Genomic DNA, 14464 nt, shown 5'->3' with positions numbered 1-14464 from the left:
AAATATTACATATTATTCTTACTTTTTTTTTATTTTAATGATTTATTCATGCTGCAACACATCATTATACTGCCACAGAACATTTATAATTTTCCATTCGCCGTTTATTTTAACAATATGCATATAATCGATCCATGCATCTGCAATTAGTTTTACTGAAGCCGTTTTTTCAGAAACATCCAATAGTTTGAGTTCTTTTCTGGGATTTTTAGGAAATTTATCCCCTTTAATGTTATAGGTTTCAGCCAGAATGATCATATTTTCAGCAAAAAATTCTGAGACAAAATCTTTCTGAGCAATCTTATTTCTAAAAACGGATCTTTTTACCATTCTAGGATGCAATGCGCTTTCCATTAATTTTGGATTTGGATTGTGCTGTGCTTCTATATATGCCAGTGCCGCTTTTTTAATGTCTAATGTATCTTGAGCCGTCTGAGCATAAAAATTAAAAGAGAAAATTAAGAAAAACGGCAGTAAATAATTTTTCATACAAAATGGATTTAACTTATTACAAAAACTTTAATAATTCTTCTAATTGAGAAATTGGCATTTTTACCACAGATTCGATTTGAGCATCTCCAGAAGCTATAACCAGAACACCTTCATTATCTTCTTCGTAACCAGCTCGGTTGTAATAGTATTTCGCATCTGTAATTGGAGTTTCTTTTCTTCCATCTTTAAACCAGCCATAATTGGCTTCATAAATAACTTTATTCTCAAAAATCTGAATGGTTTCTTGTCCATAAGTATTCCATAAAGAAATTCGGAGAAAAAAAAATCCTAAAAGCGAAAAAACACTAATTGCAATAAAGTAACTAATATGAAAACCGCGCCCGCTTAAAATTCCAGTAATTGCACCGCCAATAGGTAATGCAAAAAGCAAGAAAGTGAATAAAAACATTATTGTTCTAACTAAAATTGGAGATTTTCTAACTTTTAGAATCAAGATGTTGTTTTGGTAGTCGTATTGTTGCATAAAATTCCATATAAGTAATTGATATTCAATTTAAAAAATATTACCTTCCAAGTTTCCCATAACGTTCCTGTTCGGAAAAATAAAAGATAATTTTTTTGCCATTATTCTTATACGGATAAAACAATTCGTAATCACCATTATAAGAAGTGTATCTTAATTCATCATTTCCTTTCTCAAAAACATTTTCTAAATAATCTCTTTCTTCTTTAGTGGTTTTATAAAGAAATCTTCTTTTTTGAGGTTGTATGGTATCTGTTAAACTTCCTTCGTAATAATCATTAAACCCCAAATAAACAGGAGCATTTTTAATTGAATCTTTTACGATAACTGTTACATTTGGAAAATTTTTATCTGTACCTGATAAGATTTCTAAAATATCTGCCGTTTGAACAATATACTTTTCAGAGAAACTATAATTCGCCAATTTATCACTATTAGCTTTGTTTGCAGCTATGATAGATTCGGCTGATTTTATTAATAATTTTTCCTTTCTGCTTGTTGTTAAATAATCTCCACCAAATAGGATAATAGCAATCAACGGAAAAATCAAACCTAAAGTTAAAAATTTCCATTTGCTCGTTTTAAGATTATCTGCGTCGAGATTATGCTTTTCTGCGATACGGGTTAAATTAAACATGATGTTTACAATCAATGAACCAGCCATTAAAGCCAGAATCCCGAAAACACTCAAATAAAACGATTCTGTAATGTTTTCTCTAAATACTTTTAATCCGAAAACCTGAATTAAAATAAAAGTGAAAACCCAATAAACTAATAAAAGAATAGATATAATTCCTATAATATTACTAAATCTTACTATTTGTTTTGCGTTCATAAAATTATCAAATTACTATTTTAGCTTACTAAATCATTTTTTTTTCGGACTAAAAATAATACATTTTATACTACAAAAAATTAAATTCACAAATGAAAAAAAATAAATATATTTAGATTACTATTGTCCTTAAAACCAACTTTATGAATTTGAAATATATCTTTATTATCTCATTTATTTTCATTTGCAACAATTGTTTTTCTTGTGAATGCAAGCCAATTGACCGAGAAAACATGGTAGAAATAGGATTAAAGTATGAAATTGCATTTTACGGAGAAGTTATAAAAGTAGATTCAATAAAGAGAATCTATACTTTTAGAATCATAGAACTCTTTAAAGGAAATTACAATTCTCGCTTCATTACGCAAAAATATTCGGGTAACTGTTCTGTAACTCCATCTATAAAACAACTTTGGATTGTTTATGCCGATTTTAATAACGATAAAACTATCGAAGTGAGTGGCTGTTCTCCAAGTACTGGATTTAAGCCTTATGGAACAGATTCCATGCCTTCTCCGCCAGAAATCAAAATATCTCAAAAGATAGATGATCAAATAAGAACATTGTCTTTTTATGCTTGGGATCTCAAATTTGAAAATCGAAATTTACAAGATTGGATTTATCAAATAGAGAAATTAAGAATATATAAAAAATCTCAAAAAGAAATTTCTGATAAAGAAAAAACCGAGACAAAACTTGTAACATACAGCAGATATATCATCATTTCTTTGATTGTCAACATCGTATTATTTCTAAGTTTAATCTTTATTGTTTTAAAGAAAAAGAATTTCTCCAAATAACTAAAATCGGTTTTAAACAACGAAACAAAAGTCATATATTTGCTATCGAATAAAAAGAATATGGAACAATTTGTAGTATCGGCTCGTAAGTATCGTCCACAGACATTTAAAGATGTTGTGGGACAGAAAGCCATTACCAATACTTTATTGAATGCCATTGAAACCAATCACTTGGCTTCTGCTCTTTTATTCACAGGACCACGTGGAGTTGGTAAAACTACTTGCGCGCGTATTTTGGCTCGAAAAATAAATCAGCCCGGATATGATGATCCTACCGAAGATTTCGCATTTAACGTTTTTGAGCTAGATGCTGCTTCCAACAACTCGGTTGATGATATTCGTAGCCTTATTGATCAGGTTCGAATTCCGCCACAAACGGGACAATACAAAGTATATATCATTGACGAGGTCCATATGTTGTCTTCGGCCGCTTTTAATGCTTTCCTGAAAACATTAGAAGAACCGCCAAAACACGCTATTTTTATTTTAGCGACAACAGAAAAACACAAAATTCTTCCAACGATTTTATCACGCTGTCAGATTTTTGATTTCAAAAGAATTACTGTAAAAGATGCCAAAGAACATTTGGCTGATGTTGCAGAAAGTCAAGGAATCAATTTTGAAGATGATGCGTTGCACATTATTGCTCAGAAAGCAGACGGCGCCATGCGTGATGCTTTGTCTATTTTTGACCGTGTAGTTTCATATTGCGGAACTAATCTGACTCGTCAGGCTGTAACTGAAAACCTTAACGTATTAGATTACGAAACTTATATTTCTGTAACAGATTTAATTCTAGAAAATAAAATTCCGGAACTTTTAATTGCTTACAATGATATTCTTGCAAAAGGTTTTGACGGACACCATTTTATTGCTGGTCTTGCTTCTCATTTTAGAGATTTATTAGTGAGCAAAACTCCTTCTACAATTGCATTGTTGGAAGTTGGAGAACAGGCACAGCAAATGTACGCTGTTCAATCGCAAAAATGCTCTCAGGAATTTTTATTAAAAGGAATTGATATTGCAAACGACTGCGACTTAAAGTACAAACTGAGTCAGAATCAACGCCTTTTGGTTGAATTATGCTTGATGCAATTGGCCTCTATCAGCTTTGATGGAGAAAAAAAAAAGCTGAGCAATTCATAATTCCGCCGACTTATTATAAAAATGGAAGTTTTTCTATTACCGAAGTTCCAAATTTAAAACCTCAAAATCAGAGTTCGGAAACCCAAAATCCTAATTCAGAAACGCAAATTCCAGCTGCAGAAAACAAGGTTACTGCAGAACAAAGCAATACTGAGAACGCGAAAACCGAAATCAAACCAAATACAACTCAGAACGTAGAGCCTGCGGTTCAAAACTCAGACAATACGCCAAGAGTTTCAGCTTTTTCTCTTGCAAGCATACGCAAGAAAAAAGAAATGCTTGAAAGCAGTAAAACGTATGTTAAGCCTTCTTCTGTTTTACCTACAGAGGAGTTTAACGAAACCGATATGCGTCTTCATTGGAATAAATATGCCGAACGTCTTGGCCAAAAAGGGTTTAAGATTATGGAATCTATCTTACTCATAAACGACCCTGTTCTGGACGGAACAACAATAACTTATGAATTGCCAAATGAAGGCTCTAAACTTGAGTTCGAAAGTCAGATGAATGGTTTGTTAGGGCATTTAAAAGGACATTTGCATAACCACGACATTACGATTGAAGTAATTGTAAACGAAAAAGCAGAAACCAAAAGAAGTTACAATAATCAGGATCGTTACAACCGTTTCTTAGAAATAAATCCAAACATCGAACTTTTGCGCTCAACATTTGGATTAGAATTAAAGGATTAATTTTTTTGAATTGACCTCGAATTGAGCGATAACAAAAAACGAGATTATTTATTCTGCATTCCGAAATTATAGACTTTTTCGAGCCATTTTTTTCTTTGATTTTCCGTCGAATTTTTAACAATTCCGATATAAGTTACTTTTACAGGTTTTACTCCACAGAATTCTAAAGTAGATTTTTTCAGCTGATTGACGCTTGGTCTTCCAAAAAACAATCTGTAATACCAACCTGGCTGATCTAAAGTAGTGATAATATGAGCTGATTTCCCTTTCAGCAGTTTATCCCACCAAACTGAATTTTCTCGGTATTGAAAAGCCATTCCTGGCAAAAACAATCTATCGATAAATCCTTTTGTAATTGCCGGCAATCCTCCCCACCACACAGGATGAATCCAAACTAAATGATTGGCTCTTTTTATTTTTTCCCAAGATTCTAATAAGTCTGGTTCTAATTCTGTTCGTTTTTGATAGCCGAATTTTAAGTTGGGATTAAAGTTTAAATCTGCAATTGTGATTGTTTCAACTTGCGCGCCAGAAGCTATGGCACCGTTTTTATAAGATTCTGCAAGTCCGAAATTGAAGCTTTCTGCGTTGGAATGTCCGTTTATAATCAGTATTTTTTTCATATTCATGTTTTTTCAAAAATACTTTTTACAGCTTTTATTTTACTGGACAAATGTCAAAAAAAACATTGATTTATTCTCCCGCAGATCTTGCAGATTCGGCAGATTATTTTTTAACCCATCTCTCGAAATTCTTTAATTTTTATAAATCAGCTCAATCTGCTGAATCTGCGAGAAACAAAAATTACAAAACTGCTTTTCTGATTCGGCTTAAATGTCTTGGTGTGATTCCTAAGTAAGAGGCTAAATACTGCAACGGAATTAGCTGAAGGTATTTTTGATGATTTTTGTACAGTTCTTCATAACGCTGCGCACCAGATAATTTCTGAAACGAAACCATTCTTTTATGCAGGTTAACAAATTCTAATTCGGTTAATTTTCTTCCTGTTTCCTGCCAATTAAAACCAGATTGATAGAGTTTTTCCAGTCCTTTTCTGTCGAGAATTTGCAATTGAGTTTCGGCTAGAGCCTGAATATTCTCTTCGGCTTTTTCTTCTGTAATAAAACTGGCGAAAGATGCCATAAATTCATTTTCAAAGGCAAAACAATTAGTAATTTCATCACCTTTATGATTAACGAAAAAGGAACGCAGAATTCCTTTTTCAATAAAAACAATTTCGTTGCAAACCTGATTTTCAGTCAGCAGCAATTCTCCTTTTTTCAAAGTGCGAAACGTAATCAAATCATCTAAAAGACTTAATTCATTTGCAGAAAAATTCTGAATGGACTGGAAAACAGATTTCATTATTATTGTATTTTTTTTCGCCACGAATTACATGAATTTGCACTAATTTTTTCTCGTAATTAAAACAAATATTTCGTTCATATTCGTGTAATTCGTGACTGTAAAATCAAATCTTACCGTAATACATAGCTTTTACGATACCATCAGAGAGTCCGATTTTTGGAACATAGATTTGACGTGCACCACTCCATTTCATTGCGTTCAAATAAATGCGTGTCGCGTGAATGATAACGTCGGCACGGTCAGAATTCAGTCCCAATTCGGCTATTCTTTGCTCGTAAGTCAATGAGTTCAAGAATGCATATTGGGAATTGATGTAAATGTACGAAAGCGGTTTTTCTTGCTGTTTACCCGACATTTTAAACAATTTGTTAATATTTCCTCCAGAACCAATCAACGTAACTTCGTCAAAATCTTTGGTATTGGTTTTTATCCATTTTTCAATTTCATCCCAAACCACATCATGCACCATATTGTTAAGCAAACGAACAGTTCCTGCTTTAAACGATCTTGAGGTAATCATTTTTCCGTCAGAGAATAGTGTAAATTCTGTACTTCCCCCTCCAACATCTACAAAAAGATAGGTTTCGTCAGTTTTCAGCAAGTGATGCAAATCTGTGGAAGCAATAATAGCTGCTTCTTTTTTGCCATCGATTATTTCGATTTTTATATCGGCTTTTTTCTTAATTAAAGCCACAACTTCTTTGGCATTATATGCCTCACGCATCGCCGAAGTAGCAAATGCCATATAGCGTTCTACTTTATGAACTTTCATTAAAAGGTTGAATGCTTTCATGGCATCAACCATTCTTTCTATATTTTCTGCTGAAATTTCTCCTACCGTAAAAGCATCCTGTCCCAAACGAATCGGAACACGAACAAGGGAACTTTTATTAAACTGTGGTTCCTTGCCCGGCTGTTCTACAACATTCGATATCAGAAGCCTCATGGCATTTGAACCAATATCTATTGCTGCATATTTTTTAATCGTAATCATGCTCACTTATGATTTATTTTACTGTTTTTAAATTTGCACGCTCTGCAACTTCTTCGAGCAGCTGAATTTTTCTTTCGTAATATTTGTAAGTTTCAAGCTGTGCTCTAAAAGGTGCGTGGTGATTTCTAGGCTTGTATTTATTATCTAATTTATAAGAATGATATCTTACTTTAACATTTCCTTTCCAAGCAATGTTAAAATTATCAATCAGTTCTTTTTTTATCTCCAAATCATAAATCGGACATGTTACTTCTACTCTTCCGTCTAGATTTCTGGTCATAAAATCAGCAGAAGAAATATAAACTTCTGTTAATCCTGCATTTCCAAAAATATAAACACGGGAATGTTCCAGATAATTATCTACAATGCTTATTGCTTCGATATTTTCACTCATACCTGGAATTCCGGGAATCAACGAACAGATTCCTCTAACCTGAAGCTGGATTTTTACTCCCGCATTACTTGCTTCATATAGTTTATCAATCATTTTAAAATCTGACAAACTGTTCATTTTTAATTTGATATGTGTTTTTCTTCCAGCTAACGCATGCAGAATTTCACGATCAATTAATTTGATAAATTTTGTTCTTGTATAATGAGGCGATACGATTAAATGTTTGTATCTGTGAACTCTATAATTGATATCAAAAAACTCAAATATTTTGGATGTATCTTTTAAAATTCCTTGATGGCAAGTAAGAAGCGTTACATCTGTATAAATCTTGGCGGTCGATTCGTTGAAATTTCCGGTTGAGATAAATCCGTAACGACGATTTTTTCCGTCTTCAAGCCTTTCAATAATACATATTTTACTGTGCACTTTAAGGCCTTTTATTCCAAAAATCAATTCGATGCCCTCTGTCTGCATTTGTTCAGCGTATGAAATATTCGAAGCTTCATCAAAACGCGCCTGAAGCTCAATCTGCACCACTACTCTTTTGCCATTTTTAGCTGCATTGATTAACGAACTGATGACCTGTGAATTCTTTGCCAGACGATACAACGTAATTTTGATGCTCGTTACTTTTGGATCCAAAGCTGCTTCACGCAAAAATTTTGTCAAATATGAAAATGACTGGTACGGAGCGTGTACGAGATAATCTTTTTTAGAGATTTTCTCCAAAATACTTCCATCTAGACTTAATCCCGGAACCGGCAGCGGTTCATTTGGCTTGTACAATAAATCGTAACGTCCGAGATTTGGGAAACTCATGTAATCGCGTCGGTTATGATATCTTCCGCCCGGAATGATACTATCGGTTTCAACAATTTTCATTTTATCCAAGAAAAAATGCAGTGTGTCTTCTTCAATTTGGCTATCATAAATAAACCGAACAGGCTCTCCGATTCGACGATCTTTTACAGACGAAGCAATTTTTTCGAGCATACTTTTACTCAAATCGCTGTCTATATCCAATTGTGCGTCACGGGTAATTTTAATCATGTGCGCCGAAACCGTTTTAAAATCAAATATGTTGAAGATGCTTTTCAGCTTATAGCGTATCACATCATCAATAAGAATAACATATTGTTTCTCATCATCAGACGGAAGAACTACGAATCGGTTGATGTTTTTTGGAATTTCGATTAAGGCATAACGTACTTCATCATTAGCAAGCTCCAAACGAACGGCTAAATACCCCAAAGTATCCTTTAAAATAGGGAAAACAGCCAAATCGTTCAAGATAATAGTTACCAATTCAGGACTTAACTTTTGCATGTAAAAATCCTTTAGGAAACATTCTTGTTTTGGCGTAATCTGAGTTTCATTTATAATGAAGATATTTTCAGATTCTAGTTCAGATTCTATATTTCCCAAAATACGCAAACTTTCAGACTGTTGTTGAATCACGATTTCGGTAATATCTTTAATTAATTGATGAGCTGAAATACCTCCTAAATACTTTTCTCCAGAAATTCCAGAAAGGCTTAATCTGCGAATAGCCGCATATCGAACTCTAAAAAACTCATCTAAATTGTTTGAAAAAATTCCAACAAAACGCAATCGGTCTAAAAGAGGAACGGTATTATCTGCCGCTTCCTGAAGTACTCTTGCATTAAACGCTAACCAGCTTTTTTCTCTATCGATATATTTCTGTTCGTACACTGTATTTATTTTAAGTCTTTGGGGAATATAGTTTTATTGGTTTTGCCTTTATTGATTGATTCCCAACTGTCTGAATCAAATTGCAACGATACAAAGCCAGAAGTTGGTACACTATCGATAAAAACATCTCCAAATTTATTAACAAAATTTGTAATAGCCTCGTTATGTCCGAAAAGAATAACGCTTTCTAAACTATTATCACATGATTTAATAACCTTTTCGAGTTGTCTTTCATCAAAAGTATAAAGATCGTCCCTGTAAACAATACTTTCTATAGGATAAGAAATGTTTTGAGCAAATATCAAAGCAGTTTCAGATGCTCTTGCCGCAGTGCTGCTCCAGATTATGTAAGTTTTAGGGAGAAATTTCGAAATATGCAAAGACACTTCGTGTGCGTCCAGAATCCCTCTTTTCATTAATGGTCTATCAAAATCTTTTAAAGGCGCTTCCCAGCTCGATTTCGCGTGACGTATCAAAATTAAATTTTTCATAAGCAGAAGGTTTAAAACCTCAAAAATGAGGCTCACATTTTATTAAGTTTCTAATTTACAAAAGTTATTTTAATACCTACTCTTTTTTTATTTCTGTTAACAATTACTGCAAATTTTAACAAGAATAAAGAATTCTCAAAATATTAACATTTGAAGAATTCTACAAAATAAAAATCCATTTTTACGTATTACGTCTATAAAAATTAGCATTTAATCGATAATCTAACTTTTATAAAAACAAATCACAATATACTGATTTTCAATATATTAAATAAAAATTAAGCAAATTAAATTTTATTAATAAGAAGAAAATTTGGTTGAAAAAGTATATTTTTTTGAGTTATAAAAAAGCTTTTTTGAGTCAATTTTTTATAAAAAAATAACATTTCAACGAGTTTTTTGGTTAGTTACAGATAAAAGAAAAATATTAAAAAAACTCTAATATAACTTTGATTATGTTAAAATTTAAGAAATACCACTAACAAAAATCCTAAATTATGAGAACTACAACTAATCTTAAAAAAGCAGTGAAATTTGTTAATAATTGTAAGTTCATTTTTTCTTCAAAGAATCTTTTTAAGAAAAAATTATTGACTTTCCTCTTTCTTTTAATTACTGCAATTTCAGTAGCACAATCGGGTTCGTGCAGTGCTTCTTTGAATGTTGAAAACAATGGAAATATAAGGAGTACGCCTCTGGATGGAACATATTATTCTCTTATCTTAACAAACAAGAGCTCTTCTGCGGACACTTTTGTGTTAAGTTCAAAAAACATTAACTCTTCCTGTGTAAATACAGACGGTAGTTCTAGCGCTACAAATGTCACCATTAATACTGATTTTGTTAACTCCGAAAGAAATTCTCTAAGCGAAATAAACTTAAGCGCTGGTGAATCTGTAAATTTTTATATCCACATCACAGTTCCCGCTGGTACTTCTACACAAAAATGGTCTTGCAACAAGATTACTGCCACTTCAAAAAACTGTAGCAGCTATGCTGTTGATACTGTTTTACATACTTACGTCATTAATCCTGTTAATGATTAAAGGGCTACATCAAATCAATCATTCACTAAAATGATTTAAAATGGAAAAACAATTACTTTTTTTAAACAGTATTTTAAGAGATATTAAAAAGATACGATTTGTTATATTATTTCTTCTAATCTCGTCCATAAGTTTAGCACAAACGATAACTACAAACAAAACTGTTACAGCAAATGCGAGCAATTGTGGTGTTGTAGATGTAAAAGTTGACATTACAGGTGCTAACCCAATTACACGAAATTCTGACGTAGTTCTAGCTATTGATATATCTGGAAGTATGGGAAACACCATATCAGGCGATTTTAAAACCTCTATGGATTATGCCAAAGATGCGGCATTAGCATTTCTTAATCAGGCAAAGGCCAATCCGCAAAACAGAATTGCAATTGTTGCCTATAGTACTACTGCCAGTCTAAAAATAGGCTTAACTTATTTGGATGCTGCTGGTGTAACACAAATAACCAATCAGATTAATGCTTTGCAGGCTACTAATTCTACAAATATTTATGCGGGGATTGTAAGATCCGAAACAGAATTGGAAACTAACGGTAGATTTGACTGCAGCACTGCAAGAGCTATAATTTTACTGACTGATGGAGTCGCCAACGTTACGGGCACTAATGGAAATACAAGTTGTAATGTTAGCAAAACATCACAATGCGTTACTGATGCTATAAATGCAGCAACAAATGCCAAAACCACTACAAAATCTAGTATTGTATATAATAATCAGGTTTTTTCTGTTGGCCTTTTTGGAGGTATCAGCGGCAATATAAACACTAACAACAGTAATCAGAATATTGCCAAATATACTTTAGACAATATTCAGGGAAGCGCTGCTTACATTACACAAAGCGGTGCTAATCTGACATCAATTTACAATCAGATTGCTACCCAGATTTCATGGGTCGCCCAAAACCTTATTACAAAAGAGACCGTTATTTCTGGCTTCACTGTAGGGGCAATTACAACAAATAAAGGAACTGCTTCTCTATCTGGACAAGTAATTACATGGAATACAGATTTTTTAAATTCTGAAACAATTACTTTAAGTTATCAGCTCACTCCTACAGGAACTGCCTGCGGAAATCAGACTGTGAGCTCATCGACTTTGAATTATCAAAATTCTTCTTGTACCAATGATTCAAAAGCCATCAGCAGCCCGAGTTATTTCGTTCCATGCGCCCCTGTTATAACAGGAACTCTCACAGCATGTGGTTCTACTACTTTGACAGCTTCTACAAATGCAACTTCACCAACTTATGTTTGGTATAAAGACAATAACGTATTATCCGGACAAACTTCTTCTACACTTGTGGCAACAGCTAGTGGCGTTTATAAAGTAAAAGTAAAAAATGGCGTTACAAACTGCGAATTAACTTCAGCAGACTCTACTGTTTCAATCAGCCCAGCCGCAGCGCTTACCTCACCGACAAATGCCAGTATTTCAGGATGTAGTACAGCGGCAATCACTGGACTTCCATATAGTACCGCCGGTAGCAATATAACTCTTGCACAATTAAATGCTGCAGGAGGTTCGTTATCAAACAGTGGTTCGATTGGAAGTTACACAATATCTTATTCTGATGCGCCAACAGGAACTTGTCCAACCGTAGTTACTCGTACTTTTAAAGTTACGACAGGTTGTGGAAGTGTTACCGCTATTCAAACTATTACAATCCAAGACACAAGTGCTCCTACTTGGACAACTTCTGCCAATGCGCTAAATGCCACTCTTCAGTGCAGTGATACGGCTGGATTAACCGCAGCTCAAAATCAGGCTCCGGCTGCAACGGACAACTGTGGCGGAACAATCACTTACACAAAAACAAGCGGCGCTTTTGTGGTGGGAGCCTGCGCCAATTCAGGAACTTATACCAACACTTGGACTGCTAAAGATGTATGTAATAATACCTCAACGGTTTTCACACAGGTGATTACGATTCAGGACACTACTGCTCCTGCTTGGACGACTTCTGCCAATGCGCTAAATGCCACTCTTCAGTGCAGTGATACGGCTGGATTAACTGCAGCTCAAAATCAGGCTCCGGCTGCAACGGACAACTGCGGAGGAACAATCACTTACACAAAAACAAGCGGAGCTTTTGCGGTGGGAGCCTGCGCAAATTCAGGAACTTATACCAACACTTGGACTGCTAAAGATGTATGTAATAATACCTCAACGGTTTTCACACAGGTGATTACGATTCAGGACACTACTGCTCCTGCATGGACGACTTCTGCCAATGCGCTAAATGCCACTCTTCAGTGCAGTGATACGGCTGGATTAACTGCAGCTCAAAATCAGGCTCCGGCTGCAACGGACAACTGCGGAGGAACAATCACTTACACAAAAACAAGCGGAGCTTTTACGGTGGGAGCCTGCGCAAATTCAGGAACTTATACCAACACTTGGACTGCTAAAGATTTATGTAATAATACCGCAACGGTTTTCACTCAAGTAATCACGATTCAGGACACAACTGCACCTGCATGGACGACTTCTGCCAATGCGCTAAATGCCACTCTTCAGTGCAGTGATACGGCTGGATTAACCGCAGCTCAAAATCAGGCTCCGGTTGGAATGGACAACTGCGGCGGAACAGTGACTTATACAAAAACAAGCGGAGCTTTTGCGGTGGGAGCCTGTGCAAATTCTGGAACTTATACCAACACTTGGACTGCTAAAGATGTCTGCAACAACACTTCGAACATTTTCACTCAGGTAATTACAATTCAAGACACTACTGCACCGACTTGGACGACTCCTGCCAATGCGCTAAATGCCACTCTTCAGTGCAGTGATACGGCTGGATTAACTGCAGCTCAAAATCAGGCTCCGGCTGCAACGGACAACTGCGGAGGAACAATCACTTATACAAAAACAAGCGGTGCCTTTGCGGTGGGAGCCTGCGCAAATTCAGGAACTTATACCAACACTTGGACTGCTAAAGATTTATGTAATAATACCTCAACGTTTTTCACACAGGTGATTACGATTCAGGACACAACTGCACCTGCATGGACGACTTCTGCCAATGCGCTAAATGCCACTCTTCAGTGCAGTGATACGGCTGGATTAACCGCAGCTCAAAATCAGGCTCCCGTTGCAACGGACAACTGCGGAGGAACAATCACTTACACAAAAACAAGCGGAGCTTTTGCGGTGGGAGCCTGTGCAAATTCTGGAACTTATACCAACACTTGGACTGCTAAAGATGTATGCAATAATGCCTCAACGGTTTTCACACAGGTGATTACGATTCAGGATACTGCTGCACCGACTTGGACGACTTCTGCTAATGCGCTAAATGCCACTCTTCAGTGCAGTGATACGGCTGGATTAACTGCAGCTCAAAATCAGGCTCCAGTTGCAACGGACAACTGCGGGGGAACAGTGACTTATACAAAAACAAGCGGAGCTTTTGTGGTGGGAGCCTGTGCAAATTCTGGAACTTATACCAACACTTGGACTGCTAAAGATGTCTGCAACAACACTTCGAACATTTTCACTCAGGTAATTACAATTCAAGACACTACTGCACCGACTTGGACGACTTCTGCCAATGCGCTAAATGCCACTCTTCAGTGCAGTGATACGGCTGGATTAACTGCATCTCAAAATCAGGCTCCAGTTGCAACGGACAACTGCGGGGGAACAGTGACTTACACAAAAACAAGCGGAGCTTTTGTGGTGGGAGCCTGCGCAAATTCAGGAACTTATACCAACACTTGGACTGCTAAAGATGTATGTAACAATACCTCAACGGTTTTCACACAGGTAATCACAATTCAGGATACCGCTGCACCTACTTGGACAACTCAGTCTGATTCTCTAAACGTTACTTTAGAATGCAGCGACACTTCCGGTTTGGCTTCAGCGCAAGCTATGATTCCGACTGCTTCCGACTTATGCGATGCAGATGTTTCCAACATCACAAAAACAAGCGGACAGTTCATGGCTTCAGAGGGATGCACCAACTCTGGAACCTATACCAATACTTGGACC

13 protein-coding genes are annotated in these 14464 nt (G+C 35.5%); 5 read left to right on the top strand and 8 right to left on the bottom strand.

The window, feature by feature from the left end:
• Nucleotides 1-42 precede the first annotated feature (42 nt).
• Genes ACFFLS_RS19105 through ACFFLS_RS19095 form a run of 3 tightly spaced genes read right to left on the bottom strand, consistent with a single transcriptional unit; the run spans nt 43 to nt 1811 of the window.
• Entirely contained in the window at nt 43-489 is a 447-nt protein-coding gene (locus tag ACFFLS_RS19105) for a nuclear transport factor 2 family protein (RefSeq protein ID WP_379682519.1), read from the bottom strand.
• Nucleotides 490-508: 19 nt separating this feature from the next.
• Nucleotides 509-976 (bottom strand): hypothetical protein, encoded by a 468-nt coding sequence (locus ACFFLS_RS19100; protein ID WP_379682520.1) that lies wholly within the window; start codon nt 974-976, stop codon nt 509-511.
• A gap of 40 nt (nt 977-1016) precedes the next feature.
• A complete protein-coding gene (locus ACFFLS_RS19095; protein ID WP_379682521.1) occupies nt 1017-1811 on the bottom strand; it encodes a hypothetical protein in 795 nt (264 codons plus the stop codon).
• A gap of 143 nt (nt 1812-1954) precedes the next feature.
• Between ACFFLS_RS19095 and ACFFLS_RS19090 the strand changes: the two genes are divergently transcribed.
• The 3 genes from ACFFLS_RS19090 (at nt 1955) to ACFFLS_RS19080 (ending at nt 4449) form a co-directional block, all read left to right on the top strand.
• Nucleotides 1955-2611, top strand: a complete 657-nt coding sequence (locus ACFFLS_RS19090; protein WP_379682522.1) for a hypothetical protein — start codon at nt 1955-1957, stop codon at nt 2609-2611.
• Nucleotides 2612-2671: 60 nt separating this feature from the next.
• Nucleotides 2672-3757, top strand: coding sequence for a DNA polymerase III subunit gamma/tau (gene dnaX, locus ACFFLS_RS19085; RefSeq protein WP_379682523.1), 1086 nt, complete (start codon nt 2672-2674; stop codon nt 3755-3757).
• Nucleotides 3758-4032: 275 nt separating this feature from the next.
• A complete protein-coding gene (locus ACFFLS_RS19080; RefSeq protein WP_379682524.1) occupies nt 4033-4449 on the top strand; it encodes a DUF8439 domain-containing protein in 417 nt (138 codons plus the stop codon).
• A 44-nt stretch (nt 4450-4493) separates the two neighbouring features.
• Here ACFFLS_RS19080 and ACFFLS_RS19075 read toward each other — a convergent pair whose 3' ends face one another.
• The 5 genes from ACFFLS_RS19075 to ACFFLS_RS19055 form a co-directional block, all read right to left on the bottom strand.
• Nucleotides 4494-5072 carry an NAD(P)H-dependent oxidoreductase gene (locus ACFFLS_RS19075; protein ID WP_379682525.1) on the bottom strand — a complete coding sequence of 193 codons (579 nt, stop codon included), beginning with the start codon at nt 5070-5072 and terminating at the stop codon, nt 4494-4496.
• A 181-nt stretch (nt 5073-5253) separates the two neighbouring features.
• Entirely contained in the window at nt 5254-5814 is a 561-nt protein-coding gene (locus ACFFLS_RS19070) for a Crp/Fnr family transcriptional regulator (protein WP_379682526.1), read from the bottom strand.
• A 106-nt stretch (nt 5815-5920) separates the two neighbouring features.
• On the bottom strand, nt 5921-6811 hold the full coding sequence (locus ACFFLS_RS19065; protein WP_379682527.1) for a Ppx/GppA phosphatase family protein: 891 nt from the start codon (nt 6809-6811) through the stop codon (nt 5921-5923).
• 13 nt (nt 6812-6824) lie between these two features.
• The gene (ppk1, locus tag ACFFLS_RS19060; protein ID WP_379682528.1) at nt 6825-8918 is read right to left on the bottom strand and encodes a polyphosphate kinase 1; all 2094 of its coding nucleotides are present in this window, start codon (nt 8916-8918) and stop codon (nt 6825-6827) included.
• A 5-nt stretch (nt 8919-8923) separates the two neighbouring features.
• The gene (locus ACFFLS_RS19055) at nt 8924-9409 is read right to left on the bottom strand and encodes a SixA phosphatase family protein (protein ID WP_379682529.1); all 486 of its coding nucleotides are present in this window, start codon (nt 9407-9409) and stop codon (nt 8924-8926) included.
• A gap of 497 nt (nt 9410-9906) precedes the next feature.
• On the opposite strand from ACFFLS_RS19055, the gene ACFFLS_RS19050 reads away from it, so the two are divergent.
• Both ACFFLS_RS19050 and ACFFLS_RS19045 read left to right on the top strand, forming a co-directional pair.
• Nucleotides 9907-10455 carry a hypothetical protein gene (locus tag ACFFLS_RS19050; RefSeq protein WP_379682530.1) on the top strand — a complete coding sequence of 183 codons (549 nt, stop codon included), beginning with the start codon at nt 9907-9909 and terminating at the stop codon, nt 10453-10455.
• A 40-nt stretch (nt 10456-10495) separates the two neighbouring features.
• Nucleotides 10496-14464, top strand: a 3969-nt coding sequence (locus tag ACFFLS_RS19045; protein ID WP_379689594.1) for a VWA domain-containing protein, incomplete at its 3' end; no start/stop codon positions are given.

It is taken from the genome of Flavobacterium procerum, from assembly GCF_042431625.1.
Lineage (GTDB): Bacteria > Bacteroidota > Bacteroidia > Flavobacteriales > Flavobacteriaceae > Flavobacterium > Flavobacterium procerum.
The sequence above is the reverse complement of the archived record's forward strand: the minus strand, read 5'-3'. Positions and strand labels throughout refer to the sequence as shown.

Bases quoted from the DNA above. Each gene is read 5' to 3' on its own strand.
- ACFFLS_RS19105 (WP_379682519.1), bottom strand. From the start codon at position 489: ATGAAAAATTATTTACTGCCGTTTTTCTTAATTTTCTCTTTTAATTTT.
- ACFFLS_RS19100 (WP_379682520.1), bottom strand. From the start codon at position 976: ATGCAACAATACGACTACCAAAACAACATCTTGATTCTAAAAGTTAGA.
- ACFFLS_RS19095 (WP_379682521.1), bottom strand. From the start codon at position 1,811: ATGAACGCAAAACAAATAGTAAGATTTAGTAATATTATAGGAATTATA.
- ACFFLS_RS19090 (WP_379682522.1), top strand. From the start codon at position 1,955: ATGAATTTGAAATATATCTTTATTATCTCATTTATTTTCATTTGCAAC.
- dnaX (WP_379682523.1), top strand. From the start codon at position 2,672: ATGGAACAATTTGTAGTATCGGCTCGTAAGTATCGTCCACAGACATTT.
- ACFFLS_RS19080 (WP_379682524.1), top strand. From the start codon at position 4,033: ATGCTTGAAAGCAGTAAAACGTATGTTAAGCCTTCTTCTGTTTTACCT.
- ACFFLS_RS19075 (WP_379682525.1), bottom strand. From the start codon at position 5,072: ATGAAAAAAATACTGATTATAAACGGACATTCCAACGCAGAAAGCTTC.
- ACFFLS_RS19070 (WP_379682526.1), bottom strand. From the start codon at position 5,814: ATGAAATCTGTTTTCCAGTCCATTCAGAATTTTTCTGCAAATGAATTA.
- ACFFLS_RS19065 (WP_379682527.1), bottom strand. From the start codon at position 6,811: ATGATTACGATTAAAAAATATGCAGCAATAGATATTGGTTCAAATGCC.
- ACFFLS_RS19055 (WP_379682529.1), bottom strand. From the start codon at position 9,409: ATGAAAAATTTAATTTTGATACGTCACGCGAAATCGAGCTGGGAAGCG.
- ACFFLS_RS19050 (WP_379682530.1), top strand. From the start codon at position 9,907: ATGAGAACTACAACTAATCTTAAAAAAGCAGTGAAATTTGTTAATAAT.